This window comes from Streptomyces sp. NTD107, from assembly GCF_059510435.1.
Map to the genome: position 1 here is coordinate 761,956 of NZ_JCAJZV010000001.1, position 20,114 is coordinate 782,069.

15 protein-coding genes are annotated in these 20,114 nt (G+C 72.4%); 5 read left to right on the plus strand and 10 right to left on the minus strand.

The window, feature by feature from the left end:
• Window positions 1-193 precede the first annotated feature (193 nt).
• Window positions 194-2,101 (minus strand): glycoside hydrolase family 127 protein, encoded by a 1,908-nt coding sequence (locus tag AC5WRL_RS03385; RefSeq protein ID WP_496086718.1) that lies wholly within the window; start codon window positions 2,099-2,101, stop codon window positions 194-196.
• Window positions 2,102-2,235: 134 nt separating this feature from the next.
• Between AC5WRL_RS03385 and AC5WRL_RS03390 the strand changes: the two genes are divergently transcribed.
• Entirely contained in the window at window positions 2,236-4,014 is a 1,779-nt protein-coding gene (locus AC5WRL_RS03390; RefSeq protein ID WP_496086719.1) for a family 43 glycosylhydrolase, read from the plus strand.
• Entirely contained in the window at window positions 4,011-5,450 is a 1,440-nt protein-coding gene (locus AC5WRL_RS03395; protein ID WP_496086720.1) for an RICIN domain-containing protein, read from the plus strand. The genes AC5WRL_RS03390 and AC5WRL_RS03395 overlap by 4 nt, the downstream gene beginning before the upstream one ends.
• 160 nt (window positions 5,451-5,610) lie before the next feature.
• Here the strand turns inward: AC5WRL_RS03395 and AC5WRL_RS03400 are convergent, their stop codons facing one another.
• The 5 genes from AC5WRL_RS03400 to AC5WRL_RS03420 all read right to left on the minus strand — a co-directional run bounded on the left by AC5WRL_RS03400 (window position 5,611) and on the right by AC5WRL_RS03420 (window position 10,293).
• Window positions 5,611-6,552, minus strand: coding sequence for a DMT family transporter (locus AC5WRL_RS03400; RefSeq protein ID WP_496086721.1), 942 nt, complete (start codon window positions 6,550-6,552; stop codon window positions 5,611-5,613).
• A 211-nt stretch (window positions 6,553-6,763) separates the two neighbouring features.
• Window positions 6,764-7,528, minus strand: a complete 765-nt coding sequence (locus AC5WRL_RS03405; protein WP_496086722.1) for an alpha/beta fold hydrolase — start codon at window positions 7,526-7,528, stop codon at window positions 6,764-6,766.
• A 183-nt stretch (window positions 7,529-7,711) separates the two neighbouring features.
• Window positions 7,712-8,917: an ROK family transcriptional regulator gene (locus AC5WRL_RS03410; RefSeq protein ID WP_496086723.1), complete on the minus strand. Its 1,206-nt coding sequence runs from the start codon at window positions 8,915-8,917 to the stop codon at window positions 7,712-7,714.
• On the minus strand, window positions 8,914-9,219 hold the full coding sequence (locus tag AC5WRL_RS03415) for an SGM_3592 family protein (protein WP_496086724.1): 306 nt from the start codon (window positions 9,217-9,219) through the stop codon (window positions 8,914-8,916). Before AC5WRL_RS03415 ends, AC5WRL_RS03410 begins: the two co-directional genes overlap by 4 nt.
• Window positions 9,220-9,327: 108 nt before the next feature.
• The gene (locus AC5WRL_RS03420) at window positions 9,328-10,293 is read right to left on the minus strand and encodes a TerC family protein (RefSeq protein ID WP_496086725.1); all 966 of its coding nucleotides are present in this window, start codon (window positions 10,291-10,293) and stop codon (window positions 9,328-9,330) included.
• Between the two features lie 223 nt (window positions 10,294-10,516).
• On the opposite strand from AC5WRL_RS03420, the gene AC5WRL_RS03425 reads away from it, so the two are divergent.
• Window positions 10,517-11,746 (plus strand): MFS transporter, encoded by a 1,230-nt coding sequence (locus AC5WRL_RS03425; protein ID WP_496086726.1) that lies wholly within the window; start codon window positions 10,517-10,519, stop codon window positions 11,744-11,746.
• Here AC5WRL_RS03425 and AC5WRL_RS03430 read toward each other — a convergent pair.
• On the minus strand, window positions 11,730-14,036 hold the full coding sequence (locus AC5WRL_RS03430) for a glycosyl hydrolase family 95 catalytic domain-containing protein (protein WP_496086727.1): 2,307 nt from the start codon (window positions 14,034-14,036) through the stop codon (window positions 11,730-11,732). The genes AC5WRL_RS03425 and AC5WRL_RS03430 overlap by 17 nt on opposite strands.
• Window positions 14,037-14,102: 66 nt before the next feature.
• Window positions 14,103-14,471 carry an ATP-binding protein gene (locus AC5WRL_RS03435; RefSeq protein WP_496086728.1) on the minus strand — a complete coding sequence of 123 codons (369 nt, stop codon included), beginning with the start codon at window positions 14,469-14,471 and terminating at the stop codon, window positions 14,103-14,105.
• A 265-nt stretch (window positions 14,472-14,736) separates the two neighbouring features.
• Here AC5WRL_RS03435 and AC5WRL_RS03440 point away from each other — a divergent pair, with 265 nt between their 5' ends.
• Together AC5WRL_RS03440 and AC5WRL_RS03445 are read left to right on the plus strand one after the other, a co-directional pair.
• Complete coding sequence (locus AC5WRL_RS03440) at window positions 14,737-15,561, plus strand: Sco1979 family transcriptional regulator (protein ID WP_496086729.1); 825 nt, start codon at window positions 14,737-14,739, stop codon at window positions 15,559-15,561.
• 2 nt (window positions 15,562-15,563) lie between these two features.
• Entirely contained in the window at window positions 15,564-15,800 is a 237-nt protein-coding gene (locus AC5WRL_RS03445) for a DUF397 domain-containing protein (protein ID WP_496086730.1), read from the plus strand.
• Here AC5WRL_RS03445 and AC5WRL_RS03450 read toward each other — a convergent pair.
• Both AC5WRL_RS03450 and AC5WRL_RS03455 read right to left on the minus strand, forming a co-directional pair.
• Window positions 15,754-16,986, minus strand: a complete 1,233-nt coding sequence (locus tag AC5WRL_RS03450) for an MFS transporter (protein WP_496086731.1) — start codon at window positions 16,984-16,986, stop codon at window positions 15,754-15,756. The genes AC5WRL_RS03445 and AC5WRL_RS03450 overlap by 47 nt on opposite strands.
• Window positions 16,983-19,937 (minus strand): glycoside hydrolase family 2 TIM barrel-domain containing protein, encoded by a 2,955-nt coding sequence (locus tag AC5WRL_RS03455; RefSeq protein WP_496086732.1) that lies wholly within the window; start codon window positions 19,935-19,937, stop codon window positions 16,983-16,985. Before AC5WRL_RS03455 ends, AC5WRL_RS03450 begins: the two co-directional genes overlap by 4 nt.
• Window positions 19,938-20,114: the final 177 nt, after the last annotated feature.

The following is a 20,114-nucleotide window of genomic DNA, read 5'->3' on the forward strand; positions in this document are numbered from 1 at the left end:
GCACAGCACCCGCGCCTGCCGCACGCCCCCGGCGGCGCCGGGGGCAGTCGCGGGCCGGCCGGGGGCGCGCTCCCCGGCCGGCCCGGGGGAGCGCGCCCATCGCCTCGGTCGGCTTCTCCGGATCTTCGCGGAGCCGCGCCGCCGGCCACCCGGGGAGACCCGGCCCGATCCATGAAGAACCGAAAGACCCGACCTAAGCCCGCGGCAGCCACACCCGCATCGCGCCGTCGGCGCGGTTGGCCCACGCGTAGTACGGCACCGCCGTCAACTCCACCGGAGCGCCCGCCGGGGCATCGGCGCCCGCCCCGTACGGCCACCAGTCCTCCCCGGCGCCCAGGGCGCCCCGCACCCGGCCGCCGGCCGTCAGCACCGTGACCCCGCCCAACAGCGCGGGCCGGTGCTCGGCCGCCGGTGCCCGCCCGGTGTCCAGCACCAGCTCGTCCAGCCGTACCCCGGGCGGCAGATCGGCCTGCTCCAGGCAGTACACCAGCGGCCCGCGCTCCAGCGCGACGGCACCACGTACCGCGTCCACCCTCGGATGGGGATGAGTGAACCGGGCCTCCAGCGGCAGCTCCAGCACCACCCGCTCCCCGGGCGCCCACACCCGCCGCAGCCGCAGCCATCCGGTGGCCGGCCGGTCCAGCGTCTCGCCGTCCAGCCGGAACCGGTCCGCCCACGGCGGGATCCGCAGCGCCAGCGTCCACATCCGGGCCGGCGCCTCATCCACCGTGACCTCGATCCGTCCGTGCCACGGATAGTCACCGGCCACCGTGACCGCCCCGCCGCCCGCCGCGTACGAACCCGCCGCGTACTGGTGCAGTTGCAGCCCCGTGGTGTCGCCGCTGGCCATGTAGTGCGGCAGTGAGGCCAGCAGCCGCATCACATTCGGCGGGCAGCAGGCGCACCGGAACCAGGGCGTACGGCGTGCGGACTGGTCACCCGGCCGCGACTCGTACTCCTCGCGCACCTGAAGCGGGTTGACGTACAGCCAGTGCTCACCGTCCAGCCCCACCCCGGAGAGAAACCCGTTGTACAGGGTGCGCTCGATCAGATCCGAGTAGTGCGCCCGACCGGTGAGCAACGCCATCCGCCAGCTGAACTGGATGGAGGCGATCGCCGCACAGGTCTCCGCGTACGCCCGGTCCGGCGGCAACTCGTACGGGTCGCCGAACGCCTCGCCCTCGTACCGGGAGCCCACCCCGCCCGTCAGATACGTCTTGCCGCGGGTCATCTCCGCCCACAGCTCCACCAGGGCGTCCCGCAGCGCCTTCTCGCCCGTCTCGGTGGCCAGATCGGCGGCCCCGGCCAGCAGATACAGCTGCCGCACCGCGTGCCCCGTCACCGACCGGGCCTCACGCACCGGCACCCGGTCCTGCCAGTAGGCGGAGCCGGGCGAACGGTCGTGGCCCCGGTCGAAGCCCGCCTCCAGCGAGCCGTGGCCGCGCAACTCCACGAAGTACGCGGCCAGCTCCAGCCAGCGCCGCTCGCCGGTCTCCCGGTACAGCTCCACCAGCGCCGTCTCGATCTCCGGATGCCCGCACACCCCGTCCACGGCCTTGCCCGGACCGAAGGTCTCCTCGATGTGCGCGGCGAACCGCAGCGCCACCGCCAGCAGCGCGTCGCGTCCGGTCGCCCGGTGGTGCGCGATCGCGGCCTGGATCAGATGGCCCGCGCAGTACAACTCGTGGCCCCAGGCCAGCTCCCGCCAGCGCAGCTCGGGGTGCTTCACCTGGTAGTAGCTCTGGAGATAGCCGTCGGGTGCCTGGGCGGCGGCCAGCAGGCCGATCAGCCGGTCCACCTCGTCCGCGAGCGCCTGGCCGGGCGTGTCGGCCAGCTGCCAGGCGGCGGCCTCCAGCCATTTGTGCACATCCGAGTCCTGGAACTGGAAATCCCCGGTGAACGCCGCGTCCTCGGCCCCGGCGGCGGCCCGCAGATTGCGGAGATTTCCGGCCGCTTCCAGCTTCTGCGGCCCCTGCGGAATGCTGACCTCCGCATTGGTACGCCGCCGGATGGCCCAGAAACCGCCGGTGATCTCGGCGGCGCCGGCGGGCCGCAGCCGGGCGTGCGCGTTCTCCGTCAGCCGTATCGGACCGTCAGGCATGGCGAAATTCCTCTCCGCAAGCGGTTACTGCGGCGCAGATTAACAGCCATACGTCCACTTTCCGGTTCTTTCGAAAGTTCTCAGCGGCCCGGAAGGACTCCCGCCCGACCGGCGCGGCCCTTACCGTAACGGGCATGTCCCGCCATGCCCCGTCGTACACCAATCCGCTGATCCGGCAGCGCGCCGATCCGCACATCACCCGGCGCCCGGACGGCAGTTACTGGTTCACCGCCACCGTGCCCGCGTACGACCGCATCGTGCTGCGCCACGCCGACACCCTCCAGGGGCTGTCCGAGGCGCGGGAACACACCATCTGGCGCCGGCACACCGGCGGCGAGATGAGCGCCCACATTTGGGCCCCCGAACTGCACTTCATCGACGGCGCCTGGTACATCTACTTCGCCGCCGGGCGCGCGGAGGATCCCTGGGCGATCCGGATGTATGTGCTGCGCAACGCCTCGCCCGACCCGCTGAGCGGGATGTGGAGCGAGCTGGGCCAACTGCGCACCCCCTGGGACTCCTTCTCGCTGGACGCCACCACCTTCGAGCACCGCGGCACCCGCTATCTCGCGTGGGCCCAGCACCATCCGCAGCGGGAGAACAACACCTCGCTGTTCCTGGCCGCCATGGACACCCCGTGGTCCATCACCGGCGCCCCGCTGGAGGTCAGCCACCCCGAACTGGAGTGGGAGACCGTCGGGTTCAAGGTGAACGAGGGCCCCGCCGCGCTGATCCGGGGCGGCCGGGTCTTCCTCGCCTACTCGGCCTCCGCCACCGACGCCCACTACTGCGTGGGACTGCTCACCGCCGACGCCGACCGCGATCTGCTGGATCCGGCCGCCTGGACGAAGAGCCCGGTGCCGGTCTTCCGCAGCAGCGAGCAGAGCGGCCAGTACGGGCCGGGCCACAACAGCTTCACCGTCGCCGAGGACGGCACGACCGACCTCCTCGTCTACCACGCGCGCGACTACCGCGACATCACCGGCGATCCGCTGAACGACCCCAACCGGCACACCCGCGTCCAGCCGCTGGCCTGGCGCGCGGACGGCACCCCTGACTTCGGGGTGCCGGCTCCCGACGGCCCGACCGCACCGACTCCGGTCACCGCGGCGGTCACCGGGTTCCGCTACACGATGACCGGGTTCACCCAGCACGGCGAGCCCCGGCTGTTCGTCGCCCAATCCGCCGACGCCCTGCACTACGAGCCGCTGCCGGAGCAGCCCGGCTACGCCCCGCCAGCCGGGCTGCTCCGCGACCCCAGCCTGCTCCGGCACACCGATGGCTTCTACTACCTCGTCCACACCACCGGCTGGGAGGGCGACACCATCGGCTTCGCGCGCAGCACGGACCGGCTGCGCTGGAACCATCTGCGCGACCACCGGCTGCGGGTGCCGGGGCTGGTGCGCACCTGGGCACCGGAGTTCTTCCGGGACGAGGACGGCAGCATCCATGTGATCGTCTCCCTGGACACCACGGGGGACCATCGCTTCACCCCCCACGTGCTCACCGCGACCAGCGGGAGCCTGACCTCCTGGACGGAGCCGCAGCCGATGGCAGGTCTTGACGGGTCCAACTACATCGACACCTGTGTGATCCGCGTGGACGGCACCTATCACGCGATCACCAAGCAGGAGACCACCAAATATCTGGAGCACGCCACCGCACCGGCCCTGACCGGCCCGTACACCGTGCAGGGCACCGGCGACTGGGCCGGCTGGGGCAGCTGGGTCGAGGGCCCCGCGCTGGTACCGCTGGACGGCGACGGCTGGCGGCTTTACTACGACGCCTACCGGGACGGCGCGTACCGCTACAGCGACACCCACGACGGGCTGCGTACCTGGAGCGCACCGCGCGAGCTGCCCGGACTGTCCGGCACCGTACGGCACTTCTCGGTCCTGCGGGAGGAGATATGAGCGGGCGTGGCGCGTGGCGGCTGTCGGTCGCCGCCGTACTGGGGCTGCTGCTGTCGCTGCTGATGATCTCGCCGGCGCAGGCGGCGCCGGTCACGGTGCTCAACGGCACTCAGTTCACCGACCCCAACGGGCAGCCGGTGCACGCCCATGGCGGCGGAGTCATCAAGGTGGACGGCTACTACTACTGGTTCGGCGAGAACCGGCAGGAGAACAGCAACGGCTTCCGCTATGTCTCCGCCTACCGCTCCACCGATCTGCGGAACTGGCAGTTCCGCAACCACGTCCTCACCCAGTCCTCCGCCCCCGAACTCCAGGCCGCCAACATCGAGCGGCCGAAGGTGATCCACAACCGGGCCACCGGCCAGTTCGTGATGTGGATGCACAAGGAGAACGACCAGAACTACGGCGAGGCCCGGGCCGCCGTCGCCGTCTCCAGCACCGTGGACGGCAACTACACCTGGCGCGGCAGCTTCCGCCCGCTGGACCACATGTCCCGCGACATCACCGCCTTCGTCGACGACGACGGCACCGGCTACATGGTCTCCGCCGCCCGTGAGAACTACGATCTGCACATCTACCGGCTGACCGCCGACTACACGGGCATCGCGGCCCTGGTCGCCAACCCCTGGCCGGGCGGCCACCGCGAGGCGCCCGCCCTCTTCAAGCGGGACGGCGTCTACTTCATGCTCACCTCCGGCGCCACCGGCTGGAGCCCCAACCAGCAGCAGTACGCCACCGCCACCTCGCTCGCCGGGCCGTGGAGCGCGATGGCCAATGTGGGCGACTCCACCACCTTCAACTCCCAGACCGCCTACGTGCTCACCATCCAGGGCACCTCGGCCACCTCCTACCTCTACATGGGCGACCGCTGGGGCAACTCCTTCGGCGGCCGGGTCAACGACTCCCGCTATGTGTGGCTGCCACTGACCTTCCCCACCGCCCGCACCCTGAGCATGAGCTGGTCCCCACAGCTCACCATCGACACCGCGGCCGGCACGGTTCGGGGCGACGGAGGCCCGTACCAGACGCTGGCCGCCCGGCACTCGGGCAAGTGCGTCGACATCCCCAGCCAGTCCCAGACGGTCGGCGCCCAGGCCATCCAGTACAGCTGCAACAACGGCCTCAACCAGCGGTTCTGGGCCCGGGACGCGGGCGGCGGGTATGCCGAGCTGATCTCGCGGCACAGCTCGCTGTGTCTGGCGGCCTCGGGTGGCTCCGCCGCCGACGGCGCGGCCGTGGTGCAGACCACCTGCACCGGCGCGAGCAGCCAGCAGTGGCGGCTCGCGGACGCCGGCGGCGGGTATGTCCAGCTCATCGCCCGGCACTCCGGCAAGTGCCTGGACGTGTCCGACGAGTCCACCGCCGACAACGCCCGGCTGATCCAGTACGCCTGCGGCTCGGGCGGCCACCAGCAGTGGCGGTCCACCACCGTGTGAGCCCGCCCTGCGGAGCGGCCCTTCCCGGGGGACCGGTGGAGGGCCGCGCCGGGAGCAGGTGTCCGGTGGCGCTTCCGGTCATGGGATTCCCGCGACGTCCCCGGCCCTTCGGGGGACGGGGACGTCGCGGGCCCGGCCGGCGCCATGGGCCGACCGGGCCTCAGCGGCGCCGCACGGTGAGCACCAGGAGCGCGGCGACCACCAGCGCCACCCCGCCCCAGCCCCAGCCGCCGAGCCGCTCACCGACCACGGCCACCCCGAGCACGGCCGCCACCACCGGCTCGAAGAGCGTCAGTACGGTCGCGGCGCTGGCCCGTACCCGTACCAGACCGGCGCCGAACAGCAGATACGCCAGGCACATCGGGATCACCGCCAGATAGCCGATGACCGCCAGGCCCCGGCCCGATCCCAGCAACGGCCCGCCGGTCACGGCGAACAGCGGCACCAGCACCACCGCGCCCAGGCCGAACAGCGCGCCCATCGTGGCCCGTGAGGGGTGGCCGTGCCGGATCAGCCGCCCCGCGTAGTAGGCGTAGCCGGCGTACGCGGCGCCCGCCAGCAGCCCGAGTGCCACCCCGGCCGGGATGCGCGAGCCCTCCGCCCCGCCGTGCCCGCCGGCCGCCACCAGGACGGCACAGCCGGCCCCGGCCGCCCCGGCCGCGGCGAGCCAGCGGCGGGTCAGCCGGGTTCCGTCCAGCAGCCGTTCCAGCAGCGCGGCGAAGACGGGGGCGCAGCCGAGCGAGACCACGGTGCCCACCGCGACCCCGGCCCAGGCCATCGAGGTGTAGAAGGCGAGGGGGTAGATCACCACGCCGAGCGCGCCGAGCAGTGCCCAGCGCAGTGCCTGCCGGCCGGCCCGCAGCAGCGTGAGGGTGGAGCGGCCGGCCAGGGCCAGGGTCAGCAGCCCGCCCAGGCCCATGGTGCCGGCGCCGATGGCCAGCGGGGAGGCGCCGGCCGGTGCGAAGGAGGCCACGGTGCCGGTGGTGCCCCACAGGGCTGAGGCGGCCAGTATCAGCAGCGGCCCGCCGCCGGGCCCGGCCGGGTGGGCGGCGGCGGTGGGGGAGAGCGCAGCGGAGGAAGAGGAAGATGCGGTCGAAGACATGATGGTGAGTGCGTCCTGCTCCGTCGGAGATCCGGTTGAGGGATGCGGAGTGAGGACATACGGAACAGCGGCCCCGACCCGGGATCAGTGGCCCGGGTGGGCCGGTGCCGCGCGGTGTGCGCGTGCGCCGTGCGCCCTCAGTGGGCGGCCGGCGGCGGAGTGACCGCGTGCCAGTAAGTCGATCGCATGAACATAAGAGTAGGGGATCGGATCACCCCTCCTCGCACCACCCCGTCAGCAACTCCACCAGCTCCGCCGGACGCTCCTCGTGCAGATAGTGGCCGGTGCCCTCCCACAGCACCGCCCGCGACCGCGGATGGCTGAACGTCGTCTCCTCCCAACGCGCCGCCGCCACCCGGTTGTGCAGCCCCAGCACCGGACAGCGCCGCCGCGCCAGATAGGACTCGGCGGCCGGCCGCAGCCCGAAGGCATCCGGTGCCAGATACATCGCCTCCCGGTACGCCAGCAGCACCGCCGGATCCATCGCCGCCATCAGCCGCTCGTGCCGGGACCGCACCTCGGGCGGCGTCGCGTCGACGAAGGCACCCCGTACGAAACGCACCGCCCAGTCCGCACCCTCGCGGCGCAGTTCCTCCTGCTCGACCGGCAGCCGCCCGGCCTCCGCCGGATCCCCGCCGTACGCCGTGGCGATCGCCACCACCGACCGCACCAGCTCCGGATGTTCCACGGCGAGGGCCGTCGCCACCTGCCCGCCCATCGAATGCCCGACCGCCACCACCGGACCCACCCGGCGGTGGCGCAACTCGGCGGCCAGCTCCCGGGCGGCGGCGCGCGGCGAGAGCGTGTGCCCGGCGGCGGGGGTACGGCCGTGGCCCGGCAGATCCGGCACCAGCACCCGGTACCGGGCGGTCAGCGCGGGCAGATGCGGCGCCCAGTCCGCCCCGTCACTGCCCCAGCCGTGCACCAGCAGCAGCGGCACCCCGCCGTCCCCGGAATCCGCCACATACAACGGCATCTCGTGCTCCCGCGCTCGGTAACCGGTTACCCCCGGCGCGGGCAGCATACCGGCGGTATCCACGGACCGCCGGACGAGCAAAGCCGAAGGGGCCACAGCAACCCCGCGTCGCCCCGACCCGCCCCGGAAACCCGCAGCATCGGCGTCCGTGACCCGCGCACAACCACGCCGCGCTCCCCGCCCCTACGCCAACGCGCCCTCCAGCGCGAACGTCGCCGCCCCCAGACTCACCGGATTGCCCGCCACCGGCGACCGCACGATGTCCACGCTCGCCAGCGGCCGGCCCAGCGCGTACCGGCCGACCGCCTCCCGTACCCCGGCCAGCAGCGGCGCCCCGAACTCCCTCGCCACCCAGCTGCTGAGCACCACGACCTCGGGGTTGAGCAGATTCACCAGATCGGCGACCGCCGCTCCCAGCTGATCCGCGCAGATCTCCAGCACCCGCCGCGCCACCGGATCACCGGCCCGGCAGCCGGCCGCCAGCGCCGCGATGGTGCCCATCTGGTCCCCGGGCCGCAGCAGCGCGCTGTCCGGGGAGAGCTCGGTCAGCGTCCGGATGATCCCCGGCGCCCCCACATAGCTCTCCACGCAGCCGCGCCGTCCGCAGCGGCAGGACCGCCCGCCGTACGCCAAGGTGGTGTGTCCCCACTCCCCGGCGCTGTTGGCGGCCCCCCGGTGCACCGCGCCGCCCAGCGCGAGACCGGCCCCCACCCCGGTGCCCAGATTCACCACCACCGCGTCCTGCCGCCCGCGCGCGGCGCCGAACCACAGCTCGGCGACCGTGGTGGCGCGCAGCGGATTGTCCAGATACAGGCGGTACGGGATGCGGCGGGCCAGCAGTCCCAGCAGCGGCACCTCGTGCCAGTCCCAGTTCGCCGCGAAGACCGAGACCCCGCCTTCCCGGTCCACCACGCCCGGCATGCTGACGCCGACCCCCAGCACCGGCACGCCGGCCCGCGCGTCCGCCGCCAGCACCCGGGAGACCGCGCCGGCCATCCGCTCCACCACCAGCTCCGGGTCGTCCTCGCCCGGCGCCAGCGGCAGCCGCGCGGTGGCCAGCACCCGCAGCGTCAGATCGAACAACTCCGCGTGCACATAGGTCTCGGCCACATCCACGCCGACCAGCACGCCGCCGGCCGGATCCACCGCCAGCAGCGCCCGCGGCCGGCCCCCGGCGGAGTCCTCGAAGCCGGCCGGCCGCACCATCCCCAGCCGGTGCAGCTCCCCGACGACGGTGGCCACCGTCGCCTGGCTGAGCCCGGTGGCGGCGGCCAGCGCGGGCCGCGACACGGGGCTGCCGGCCAGCACCCGGCGCAGCACGCGATAACGGTTGGCGGTACGGATGTGCCGCGAGGAACGCCGCGCCTCCCGGCCGTCCGCCGTGCTCACTCCTGCCCGTCGCCCTTGTTCTTGCGACGGAACCAGCGGCGCTTCCGGGGCCGCTGGGCCCGCTGCCGCCGTCGGGAGGAGCTGAAGATCCAGCCGGCCGGCGGCTCGTCCGAGCGCCACGGCTGCGGATCGGGAGCCTGGTTCTTCCAGCGCTCGGTCAGCATCCTGGTGCGCGCGGTGGGCTCGGAGACCTCGGCGCCGCGCACGAAGTTCTCATCCAGCACCACCTCGTCCCAGCTGTCCCGGCCGGGCTGCTCTTCCTCGCCGCCCGGCTCGTCCCGGCTCTTCGGCCCCGTCCCCATGACCCGCCTCCTGCTGTCGCCGACTGTGTGCCGGACGTCACACCCAATGGAGTAAACGTTCCATCGCCCTGTCGTGTTCCTGCCCGGCCCGCACCCTACCGAAGACCCTCAGGAACCGGTCTTCGAGCCCTCCGTCGTCTTCCGGGTCGCGTACAGGGAGGTGATCGTGGTGATGGCCAGCACCCCGCCGATCACCCCGAGCGAGAGCGGAATACCGATCTCCGGCACATGCACCCCGCTCTCGTGCAGCGCGTGCAGCACCAGCTTGACGCCGATGAAGCCGAGGATCACGGACAGCCCGTACGAGAGGTGGACCAGCTTCTTCAGCAGCCCGCCGATCAGGAAGTACAACTGCCGCAGCCCCATCAGGGCGAAGGCGTTGGCCGTGAACACGATGTACGGGTCCTGGGTGAGGCCGAAGATCGCCGGGATCGAGTCCAGTGCGAACAGCACGTCGGTGCTGCCGATCGCCAGCATCACGATGAGCATCGGGGTGATCAGCCGCTTGCCGTTCTCCACGACCGTCAGCTTGGTGCCGTGGTACTCGTCGGTCGCCGGGAACCGCCGTTCGACCGCCTTCAGGAAGCGGTTCTCCTCGAACTCCTCCTCCTCGTCGTCGCTGCGGGCGTCCTGGATCAGCTTCCAGGCGGTCCAGATGAGGAAGGCACCGAAGATGTAGAAGACCCAGGAGAAGGTGGAGATCAGCGCCGCGCCGGCGGCGATGAAGATCGCCCGCAGCACCAGCGCGATCAGCACACCCACCAGCAGCACCCGCGACTGGTACTTCGCCGGCACCGAGAACTTCGCCATGATCAGCACGAAGACGAACAGATTGTCCACACTCAGCGACTTCTCGGTCACATAGCCGGCGAAGAACTCCCCGGACGCCTGGCCGCCCCCGAAGACCGCGACGCCGATGCCGAACAGCACGGCCAGAAGTATCCAGATGACGGTCCAGGTGCCCGCTTCCTTGAGCGAGACCTCATGGGGCTTGCGCCCGAAGAAGAAGTCGACAGCGATGAGGGCGCACAGCACCACGACGGTGAGCACCCACATGGGCAACGAGACGTCCACTGATCCTCCGGTATATCCGTTGTCCCGCCCATCCTGCCCGACCCCCGCGGCCACTGCGGTATCCCCCCGTAACCGCACGCATCAGGTCCGCGCCACGCACACATCCGCTGCCCATCGTTTCCCCTGCCGTCTCCTGGCGTTCATCCGACCGGATGGGGCGGGCGCTACGCCTGGGGCGAAAACCGGGTGCGGGCCCCCTCGGCGACCGGAATGATGCGGGAACATGGGACAAAGTGCCGCAGGGCTGCGGAGCTACGGTGAAATCTTCCGGGTGCCGGGCGCCAAACGGTTCATCGCGGCAGGTGTCATCGGCCGGATGCCCACCGCGATGCTCAGCCTCGGCACCGTGTTCCTCGTCACCGCGATCACCGACAGCTACGCCACCGCCGGCCTGGTCTCCGCCGCCGGCGCCCTGTGCTTCGCGCTGATCGTTCCGCAACTCGGCTATCTCATCGACCGCTTCGGTCAGCGCCGGGTGCTGCGCCCGCTGGCCGCCGCGTTCGGCACCGCCGCCACGCTGTTCCTGCTGGCCGCACAACTGGACGCCCCGGTGTGGCTGCTGTGCGCCACCGGAGCGGCCTTCGGCGCCTTCATGCCACCGGTCGGCGCGATGGTCAGGGCCCGCTGGAGCCATCTGGCCGAAGGTCACGGCAGCGGCCGGCTGCTCAAGTCCGCCTTCTCCTTCGAATCCGTCGCCGACGAGCTGATCTGGGCCGTGGGCCCGCTGCTGGTCGCCTTCGCCGTCCTCGGCCACCCCGCCGCCGGCGTCGTCGCCGCCGCGCTCACCGGGGTGACCGGCTGTCTGCTGCTGGCCGGCCAGCGCGGCACCGAGCCGCCGGTCGCCCCACCCCGCCCGGTCCGTACCCGGGCCATCACCGCGCACGGCATGCCCTGGATGTGCGCCGTCTACCTGTTCACCGGCGCCATGTTCGCCGCCTTCGAACTCGCCACCATCGCCTTCGTCGACCACTACGGCCGGACCTGGATGACCGGCGCCGTCCTGGGCACCTACGCCGTTGGCTCCGCGATCGGCGGCCTGTGGTACGGAGCCCGCGACTGGTCGCTGTCGCTGGACCGGCTCTTCCTGCTCACCATCGCCTCCGTGGTGGCGGGCATGGCCCCGCTGTGGGCCATGCCCGGCGTCCCCGCCCTGTGGGCCATCTCGCTGTTCGCCGGCATGCTCACCGCGCCCGCGATCATCGCCGGCTACAGCCTGGTCCGCGAGGGCGTCCCCGCCCACATGCTCACCGAGGGCCTCACCTGGCTGTCCACCGCCGTCGGCGTCGGCCGGGCGGGGGGCGTCGCCCTGACCGGCGTGGTCGTCGAGCACCACGGGCCCCGCTGGGCGTACGCCCTCGCCCTCGGCTTCGGCTCCCTGGCGGTGGTCATGGGGCTGTCCGGCGCCCGCGCCCTGCGTGCCATGGCCACCACCCGGCTCACCCGCGCGGCGTGAGCAAATAGACCTCCCCGGCCCGGGTCCCGAACACCGTCACCCCGTCCGCCTCCCGCTCGGCGGCCACCTCGGCACCGTTCACCGTGACCGTCACCGGCTCAGCCGTACGGACCCGGGCGGTTCCGTCCGCGCGGGAGCCGATCCGGGCCTCGGTCAGCGCGCCGCCCGACCAGGACAGCTCCACCTCGAAGCCGCCGCGCGCCAGCAGCCCGCGCACCCGGCCCCGTGGCAGCGCCCCCGGCAGCGCCGGCAGCAGTTCCAGCTCCGCGCCGTGACTCTGCACCAGCCACTCGGTGATCCCCGCGGTCGCCCCGAAGTTGCCGTCGATCTGGAACGGCGGATGCAGATCGAAGAGATTCGGCGCGGTCCGCTCCGGCGTCAGCTGATCGGTCAGAAGCTTGTACGAACGGTCGCCGGCCGCCAGCCGCGCCCAGAAGTTGATCTTCCATCCCAGTGACCAGCCGGTTCCCGCGTCCCCGCGCTGTTCCAGCGTCACCCGCGCCGCGTCGAACAACTCGGGGGTGTGCCGGGTGATCTGCGCCCCGGGGTGCAGCCCGTACAGATGCGAGATGTGCCGGTGTCCCTGCTCGGGGGCCAGGGCGTCCCAGTCCTGCTGCCACTCCTGCAACTGCCCCTGGCCGCCCACCCGCATCGGCGGCAGCCGGTCCGCGGCGGCCCGCACCTCCGCGCGCAACTCCTCGTCCACCGCCAGCACCCCGGCGGCGGAGTCCACCGCCGCGAACAGATCCCGTACGATCTGCCCGTCCATGGTCGGCCCGGCACACAGCGTGCCGCCCACGCCCTCGTGGTGCGCGTTCTCCGGGGAGATCGACGGAACGGTCACCAGATGGCCGGTGTCCGGATCGACCACCAGCGCGTCCAGGAAGAACCGGGCCGCCTCCGCCAGCACCGGATAGTCGGCGCGCAGCCGCTCCGCGTCCCCGGTGAAGCGATAGCGCTCCCACACCGCCAGCGACAGCCAGGCCCCGCCGGTGGGCCACATCCCCCAGGTCGCCCCGTCCACCGGCGCGGTGCCCCGCCACAGATCCGTGTTGTGGTGCGTGACCCAGCCGCGCGCCCCGTACATCTCCTTCGCGCTGCGCGCACCGGTGATCCGCAGGTCGTGCAGCAGGGCGAACAGCGGTTCCCAGCACTCCAGCAGGTTCGCCGGACCGGCCGGCCAGTAGTTCATCTCGGTGTTGATGTTGATGGTGTACTTCGAGCCCCACGGGGGATCGGTCAGGTCGTTCCACAGCCCCTGGAGATTGGCCGGCTGGCTGCCGGGCCGGGAGGCCGCGATCAGCAGATAGCGGCCGTAGTGGAAGTACAGCGCGGCCAACTGCGGATCGGCGCTGCCGTCCCCGAACGCCGCGACCCGCTCATCGGTGGGCAGCCCCGCCGCCTCCGTCGCCGGGATCTCCAGCGCGGCACGGTCGAACAGGGCCGCGTGATCGGTCACATGACGTTCCAGCAGCGCCTGGTACGGCCGTCCGGCGGCCCCGGTCAGATCGCGCAGCGCCCGGGCCGCCGGATCGCCTCCCAGATCCTGCCAGTCGACGTGATTGGTGCCTGCCGAGATCAGCAGGGTCACCGTGTCGGCCCCCGACACCCGCAGCACCCCGTCCGCCGAGGAGACCGCGCCCCCGGTGGCCAGCGCCCGTACCAGCGCCCGGAACCGCACCCGGCCGGCGATCCCCTCCGCGTCGCCGCCGCGGCCGTCCAGCGCGATGGTGGCGCTGTCCGGGGAGAGCGCCGTGGTGGCCATCGGGCTGTCGAAGGAGGCCGAGAACCCCACCGCGCCCGGGGCGTCCGCGCTCAGCCGTACCACGATCACCTGGTCCGCGGCGCTGGCGAACACCTCGCGGCGGTGCCGTATCCCCGCCCGGACGAACTCCACGCTGTGCACCGCCCGGGACAGATCCAGCTCCCGGCGGTACCCGCTCACCGCACCGGCCCCCTCGAAGGCCAGCCGCAGACTGCCCACGGTCTGATACGGCATCTGCCGCACCGGTTGGCCCATCACCTCGGTCTCCAACAGCCGGTGCGCCGCCTCCCACTCCCCGGCGAAGACCAGCCGGCGGGCCCGCGGCAGCGCGGCGGCGGCCCCCGGATTGTCGTACCCGTGCGGCCCGCCCGCCCACACCGTGTCCTCGTTGAGCTGCAACTCCTCGGTGTCCGTACCGCCGTACACCATCGCGCCGAGCCGGCCGTTGCCCACCGGCAATGCCCGCAGCCACTCATCGGCCGGACGGGAGTACCACAACACGTACGGGGAGCCACTGCGCTGCATGCCGAACCTCTCGGTAACTGCGGTACGCACGCCGGGAGATGGCCCCGCCGGCGGGCGGGGCACCGTTCAGCGCGCGGCCGGGCCGATCGCCAGGTCGGCCCAGACTACGTGCCCGCCCCCCGCGTCCCTGGGCCGAACCCCCCACACCTCGGCCAGCGTGCACACCAGCAGCAGCCCCCGGCCGCCCTCGTCCTCCATGGTGGCGGCCGTGGGCATCCCGGCCGGGCCCGAGCCCGCGCTGGAGACCGCGATCCGCAGCAGCGACCCCAGTATCCGCACCTCGCAGCCCACCGAGCGGCTGCCGGTGTGCCGCAGCGCGTTGGTCACCAGCTCCGAGACCACCAGCTGCGCGTTGTCCGTCAGCTCCACCGGCGAGCGCCACTCGGTCAGCTGGGCCCGGACCCGGCGCCTGGCCTCGCCGACGGAGGCGTCCACGGCGGGCAGCTGGAAGCTCAGACGCTCGTTCCCGAGAAGGGAGGTGTCATAACGCTCTAAGGGCTGAGCGTGTGAGGAGGAAGCCACCCCCATACTCTGAGTGTTGACCGTCGCATCCGGCAAGGGGCATCCTGCAAATTACAGAACCGTTGATATCACTCTGTTGTACTTGCCGGGGTGCGTGGCACACTGCTGTCCGATGACAGCGGCTGGATGGGGGCGGGCAGTGGCAGGAACGCCGGGCGCGGCACCGACCGCCTTGCGCGTGGTACTGGGCAGACGGCTCCAGGACCTGCGCGAAGAGGCCGGGTACACCTTCGAGGAAGCAGCCGCCGCCCTCGACGTCACCCACGCCACCATCCGCCGGATGGAGAAGGCCCAGGTCGGCCTCAAGGTCCCCTACGTGGAAAAGCTGCTGCGGATCTACGGAGTCACCACCTCCGAGGAGATCGAGGGCTTCCTCAACCTCGCCCGCGAGGCCAACCGGCCCGGCTGGTGGCACCACTACCGCGATGTGCTGCCCGAGTGGTTCAGCGCCTTCGTCTCCCTGGAGGCCGAGGCCGACCAGATCCGCGCCTACGAACCACACTACGTACCCGGGCTGTTGCAGACCGAGGCATACGCCGCCACGGTGCTGCGCTCGGGCATGCCGCACGCCCCGGCCAGCGAGATCGACCGGCTGGTCGCGCTGCGGCTCGCCCGCCAGGACCTGCTCCAGCGCAAGCAGCCACCGCTGCTGTGGGTCGTCCTCGACGAGACCGTGCTGCGCCGCCCCTTCGGCGGACCCAACGTCATGCGTGCCCAGATCTCCCGGCTGATCGAGGCCGTCTCCGCACCGCATGTACGGCTCCAGATCATGCCGTTCAGCGCGGGGCCGCATCCCGCGATGTACGGCCCCTTCCACCTCTTCCGGTTCCCCATCCCCGAACTGCCCGATGTCGCCTGTGCGGAGAGCCTGATAGGCGCCGCGTACTTCGACCAGCGCGAGGATGTCTCACAGTTCCGGGAGGCGCTGGACCGGATGTGCGCACAGGCCGCACAGGTGCACCGTACTGAGGTCATCCTCAGTCGTATTCGCAAGGAGATCTGACCATGGATCGCATATACAACGGCATGCCGGCCAGCCAACTGGCCACCGAGGGCTGGCGCAAGCCCTGGAGCGGCGGCAACGGCGGCAGCTGCGTGGAGGCGCTGCGGCTGCGGGACGGCCGGGTGGCGCTGCGGCAGTCCACCGACCCGGACGGCCCCGCACTGATCTACTCCGGCCATGAGATGGCCGACTTCATCCAGGGTGTGAAGTCGGGGGACGCCGACTTCCTTCTGGTGTGAGCCCGGTTGCGGTGGCCCGGACCAGCCACCAGGTGACCAGCAGGGCGGCGGCGGAGAGCACGCTCAGCAGCACCGGCACCGCGCGGATGCCGCTGATGCCGATGCCGAGCCCCAGCACCGACGGGGCGGCCACCCCGCCCAGTGACGAGACGGCGAACACCCACGCCCCGGCCCGGCGGGCCTGTGGCACCGTGCGGTAGAGCCAGGTCAGACCGGTCGGAAAGACCGGCGCGATGAACAGCCCGGCGGCGGCGTACGCGTACGGCGCCGCCCCCGGTATCAGGGTCAGGGCCAGCGCCCCGGTGAGCCCCGCACCGCACACCGTCAGAATGCGCTCGGCGGACCAGCGCAGCGCCAGCGGCAGCACGGCGAACCGGCCCACCGTCATCATCAGCCAGAAGACCGAGGTCGCGCCCGCCGCGTACGCCGTGCCGTACCCCACCGCCTCCAGATGGCTCGCCTCCCAGTTGCCGGTGCCCGCCTCCACGGCCACATTCAGCACATAGAGCGCGAAGAAGCCGCACAGCACCGGGGACAGCAGGCGTACCCGGGCCGCGGCCGGATCGCCGGGAGCGCCCGGCCGGGGCGGCGGCGCCGGCTCCCGGTCGCGCACCCCGCGCAGAAACAGTGGCAGCACGGCGGCCAGCACCGCGCAGCCGGCGAAGGCATACGGGTAGTCGGCCGGACCCAGCAGCGCCAGCAGCGCCGGGCCGGCCACCGCCCCGACGCCGAAGAAGGCGTTGAGCACATTGAGCATCGCGGTGCTGCGGACCCCGAAGCCGACCGCGAACAGATGGTTGAGACCGAAGTCGACCACGCCGAAACCCAGACCACCGACGAACGCCGCCAGCAGCGCCAAGGGCCAGCTGCCGGCCAGCGCGAACCCCGACCCGCCCACCGCCATCAGCGCACAACCGACGCCCAGCAGCGTCCGGTTGCCCAGCCGGCTGCCGATGGCGTCCACCGCGAGGACCCCCAGCAGGCCGCCGGTGAAGTGGGCGCTCAGCCCCAGCCCCGCCCCCGCCGGGGAGAGCCCGAACTCCTCGCGCAGCGCCGGGATGGCCGGACCGTACAGCGCCTGGAGCGCGCCCAGCAGGACGAACGCGGCACAGGAGGCGGCTGCGGCCACCGGGCTGAACAGCCCGGTGGCCGCAGCGACGCCGGCCCGCCCGGTGGTCGCCGTCACCGGCCGCCCAGTTCGCGCAACACCACCGAGAAGGAGGCCGGCTCCGGGGTCAGGTGATACTGCGGCAGCGGGCCCGGGCCGCAGGACTGCGAGCCGATGCCGTGCTGCCCGGCGTCCAGGTGCACCCACACCGTGTCACCCGGCGTCAGCTCCGGGGTGTGGGTGGCCGCGTCCAACTGCTCGGTGGTCCAGCGGCGGGCGCCGAACCACAGGGGCCGCTCCCCGGCGGTCAGCCGCAGCCCCGGGGCGTCGGTGCCGGGCGCCCGGCGCAGTTCGGCCCAGCGGACCCCGTCGCGGGCGCCGTTCTCCTGGGGCCGCACATAGGGGGTGTGCAGGGCGTCGACGGTCGCCTCCCAGCGGCCGATCCGGGCGGCGGCCCGGGTGTCCGGGTACGCCTCGCCGGGCCCGCCGCCGTACCAGCGGGCGAAGCCGTAGCCGGCCGGCAGTCCCAGGCGCAGGCCGAGCCGGGGCAGCGGCACCTGCCAGTCGCCCTCGGGGGTCACCTCGACATCGAGCCGCAGCTCCCCGTCCTCGCTCGCGGTCCAGCGGTAGACGGTGGCCAGCCCGACATCGGTGGCGGCCGGGGCGACCCGGGTGCGTACGGTGAGCGCGCTCTCGCCCGGCTCCACGGCGTCCACCCGGTGCCGGACCCGGTGCAGGCCCAGATCACGCCAGCGCTGGGCGAGCCGGGTCTGCTTCACCCACTCCATACCCTCGTCGTTGTCGGTCGGGGCGCGCCAGATGTCGAGCCGGGGGCCCTGGTGGAGGGTCAGTCCGGCGAGCGAGCGCAGTTCACCGGTGGCCGCGTCGAAGACGGCGGGGCCCAGCGTCACGGTGGTGCCCTCCCGGCGCGGTGCGACGGCGGGCACGCCCGCGCTCGGAGCGGTACGGGGGCGTGCGGCGTCCGCGAACTGACCCCACGCCACCTCGTGCCCCGCAGGGGCCCAGTCGGTGTCCGCGGCCAGCGCGGCGGTCACGGTCCAGATCCCCTCGCCGGTGGCTCCGGTCACGGGGACGGCGGGCAGCGGCAGGTCGGCGTGCGCGTCCGGGGCCAGCTCCGGCACGGTCAGCTCGCCGGAGGCGATGGGCTCCCCCTCGACCTCGTAGCGCCAGCCGAAGGCGAGGTGCCCCAGACCGAGGAAGTCATGGCCGTTGCGGACGGTGATCGTCCCGGCCGCGGAGTCCCCGGTGATCCGCACCGGTTCGATGACCTTCTTGTACTCGATCAGCCCCGGGGAGGGGGTGCGGTCCGGGAAGAGCAGACCGTCGCACACGAAGTTGCCGTCGTGCAGCTCCTCCCCGAAGTCACCGCCGTACGCGGAGTACGGGCGCCCGTCCGCGGTCCGCCTGGGCAGCCCGTGGTCGATCCACTCCCACACGAAGCCACCCTGGCAGCGCTCGTAGGTCTCGAACAGCCGCTGGTACTCGCTGAGCCCGCCGGGGCCGTTGCCCATCGCGTGCGCGTACTCGCACAGCAGGAAGGGCAGCGAGGCGCGGTGCGCCTCCAGGGCCGGGTCCTCCAGCGGCTCCTCGGCGCGCTGCCCGATCCGTTCCACCTCAGCGTGCGAGGCGTACATCCGGGAGAAGAAGTCGGAGTCGCGGTAGGTGGGGTCGTTCTCGTAGTGCACGGCGCGGGACGGGTCGCGCTCGCGGATCCACGAGGCCATGGCGGTCAGCCCGTGGCCGGCGCCGCATTCGTTGCCGAGCGACCAGATGACCACGCAGGGGTGGTTCTTGTCGCGCTCCACCATCCGCTGCGCCCGGTCGACCAGGGCGGGGACGAAGCGGTCGTCGGCGACGGGGTTGCCGCGCCAGTCGGGGAAGTAGCAGAAGCCGTGGGTCTCCAGGTCGGCCTCGTCGATCACCCACAGGCCCAGCTCGTCGCACAGATCGAGGAAGGCGGGGTGCGGCGGGTAGTGGCTGGTGCGCACCGCGTTGATGTTGTGCCGCTTCATGAGTTCGATGTCGGCGCGCATGGTGGCCTCGTCCACGGTGCGGCCGGTGTCGGGGTGGAACTCGTGCCGGTTGACGCCGCGGAAGAGGATCCGCTTGCCATTGGCGCGGAACAGCCCGTCGCTCACCCCCACGGTGCGGAAGCCGAGGCGCAGCGGGATGCGTTCGCCGGCTGTGGCCAGTTCGCCCGCGTACAGCCGGGGGTGCTCGGCGGACCACGGCTGGACCGGGACGCGTACCTCCTCGCCGGTGGGCACCTCGATACCCAGTTCGGGGACGGTCACGGTGCCGGGCTGGTCGGAGTCGACGCGCAGGACGCCCTCGCCGGTGGTGTGGTCGTAGCCGGCGTGGGTGAAGAAGTCGGTGGGGGAGTGCTCGGGGCGGTGCAGCAGGGTGACATCCCGGAAGATGCCCGGCAGCCACCACATGTCCTGGTCCTCCAGATAACTGCCCGCCGACCACTGGTGGACGCGGACCGCCAGGACATTCCCCCCGGGCCGCAGCAGGGGGCCCACCGCGAACTCGTGCGGCAGCCGGCTGCCCTGGAAGATGCCGAGCTCCTGGCCGTTGAGCCACACCCGGGCACAGGACTCCACGCCCTCGAAGCGCAGCACGGTGTCGCCGCCGGCCGGCCAGTCGGCGGGCAGGTCGAAGACATGGCGGTGATCGCCGGTGGGGTTCTCGGTGGGGACGCGCGGCGGGTCCACCGGGAAGGGATAGCTGACATTGGTGTACGCCGGGGCGCCGTGGCCCTGGAGCACCCAGTGGCCGGGGACGGCGACGCGGTGCCAGTCGCCGGTGGTGAGGTCGGCGTCGTCGCTGGTGAAGTCGGTGTCCGCGCCCTCGGCGGTGGGCGAGAGCCGGAAGTCCCAGGTGCCGCCCAGGTTCAGCCGGGCGGCGTCGGAGGCGGCGTACCAGGCGCGGGGCGGCAGTGCGCCGGTGCCGGGCGAAGGCTGCTCGTAGTAGGGGAGCGGGACGTCCTTGGGCCGGGTGTGCATGCGTCTCCTCGGGCGGCGTGCTGTTGATATGTGTGCAGCGCTGTTCGATCACGCTAGAGCGCGAACCGACTTCCGACAACCCCTGGGGAAAGTCAGAAAACCGACAAGAGCCGCGGGCCGGCCACAACCCAGGCGCCCCTTTTGTCGTTGGATTTAACGTTCCGGCAATTCCCGTGG

Bases quoted from the DNA above. Each gene is read 5' to 3' on its own strand.
- AC5WRL_RS03385 (WP_496086718.1), bottom strand. From the start codon at position 2,101: ATGCCTGACGGTCCGATACGGCTGACGGAGAACGCGCACGCCCGGCTG.
- AC5WRL_RS03390 (WP_496086719.1), top strand. From the start codon at position 2,236: ATGTCCCGCCATGCCCCGTCGTACACCAATCCGCTGATCCGGCAGCGC.
- AC5WRL_RS03395 (WP_496086720.1), top strand. From the start codon at position 4,011: ATGAGCGGGCGTGGCGCGTGGCGGCTGTCGGTCGCCGCCGTACTGGGG.
- AC5WRL_RS03400 (WP_496086721.1), bottom strand. From the start codon at position 6,552: ATGTCTTCGACCGCATCTTCCTCTTCCTCCGCTGCGCTCTCCCCCACC.
- AC5WRL_RS03405 (WP_496086722.1), bottom strand. From the start codon at position 7,528: ATGCCGTTGTATGTGGCGGATTCCGGGGACGGCGGGGTGCCGCTGCTG.
- AC5WRL_RS03415 (WP_496086724.1), bottom strand. From the start codon at position 9,219: ATGGGGACGGGGCCGAAGAGCCGGGACGAGCCGGGCGGCGAGGAAGAG.
- AC5WRL_RS03425 (WP_496086726.1), top strand. From the start codon at position 10,517: ATGGGACAAAGTGCCGCAGGGCTGCGGAGCTACGGTGAAATCTTCCGG.
- AC5WRL_RS03430 (WP_496086727.1), bottom strand. From the start codon at position 14,036: ATGCAGCGCAGTGGCTCCCCGTACGTGTTGTGGTACTCCCGTCCGGCC.
- AC5WRL_RS03445 (WP_496086730.1), top strand. From the start codon at position 15,564: ATGGATCGCATATACAACGGCATGCCGGCCAGCCAACTGGCCACCGAG.
- AC5WRL_RS03455 (WP_496086732.1), bottom strand. From the start codon at position 19,937: ATGCACACCCGGCCCAAGGACGTCCCGCTCCCCTACTACGAGCAGCCT.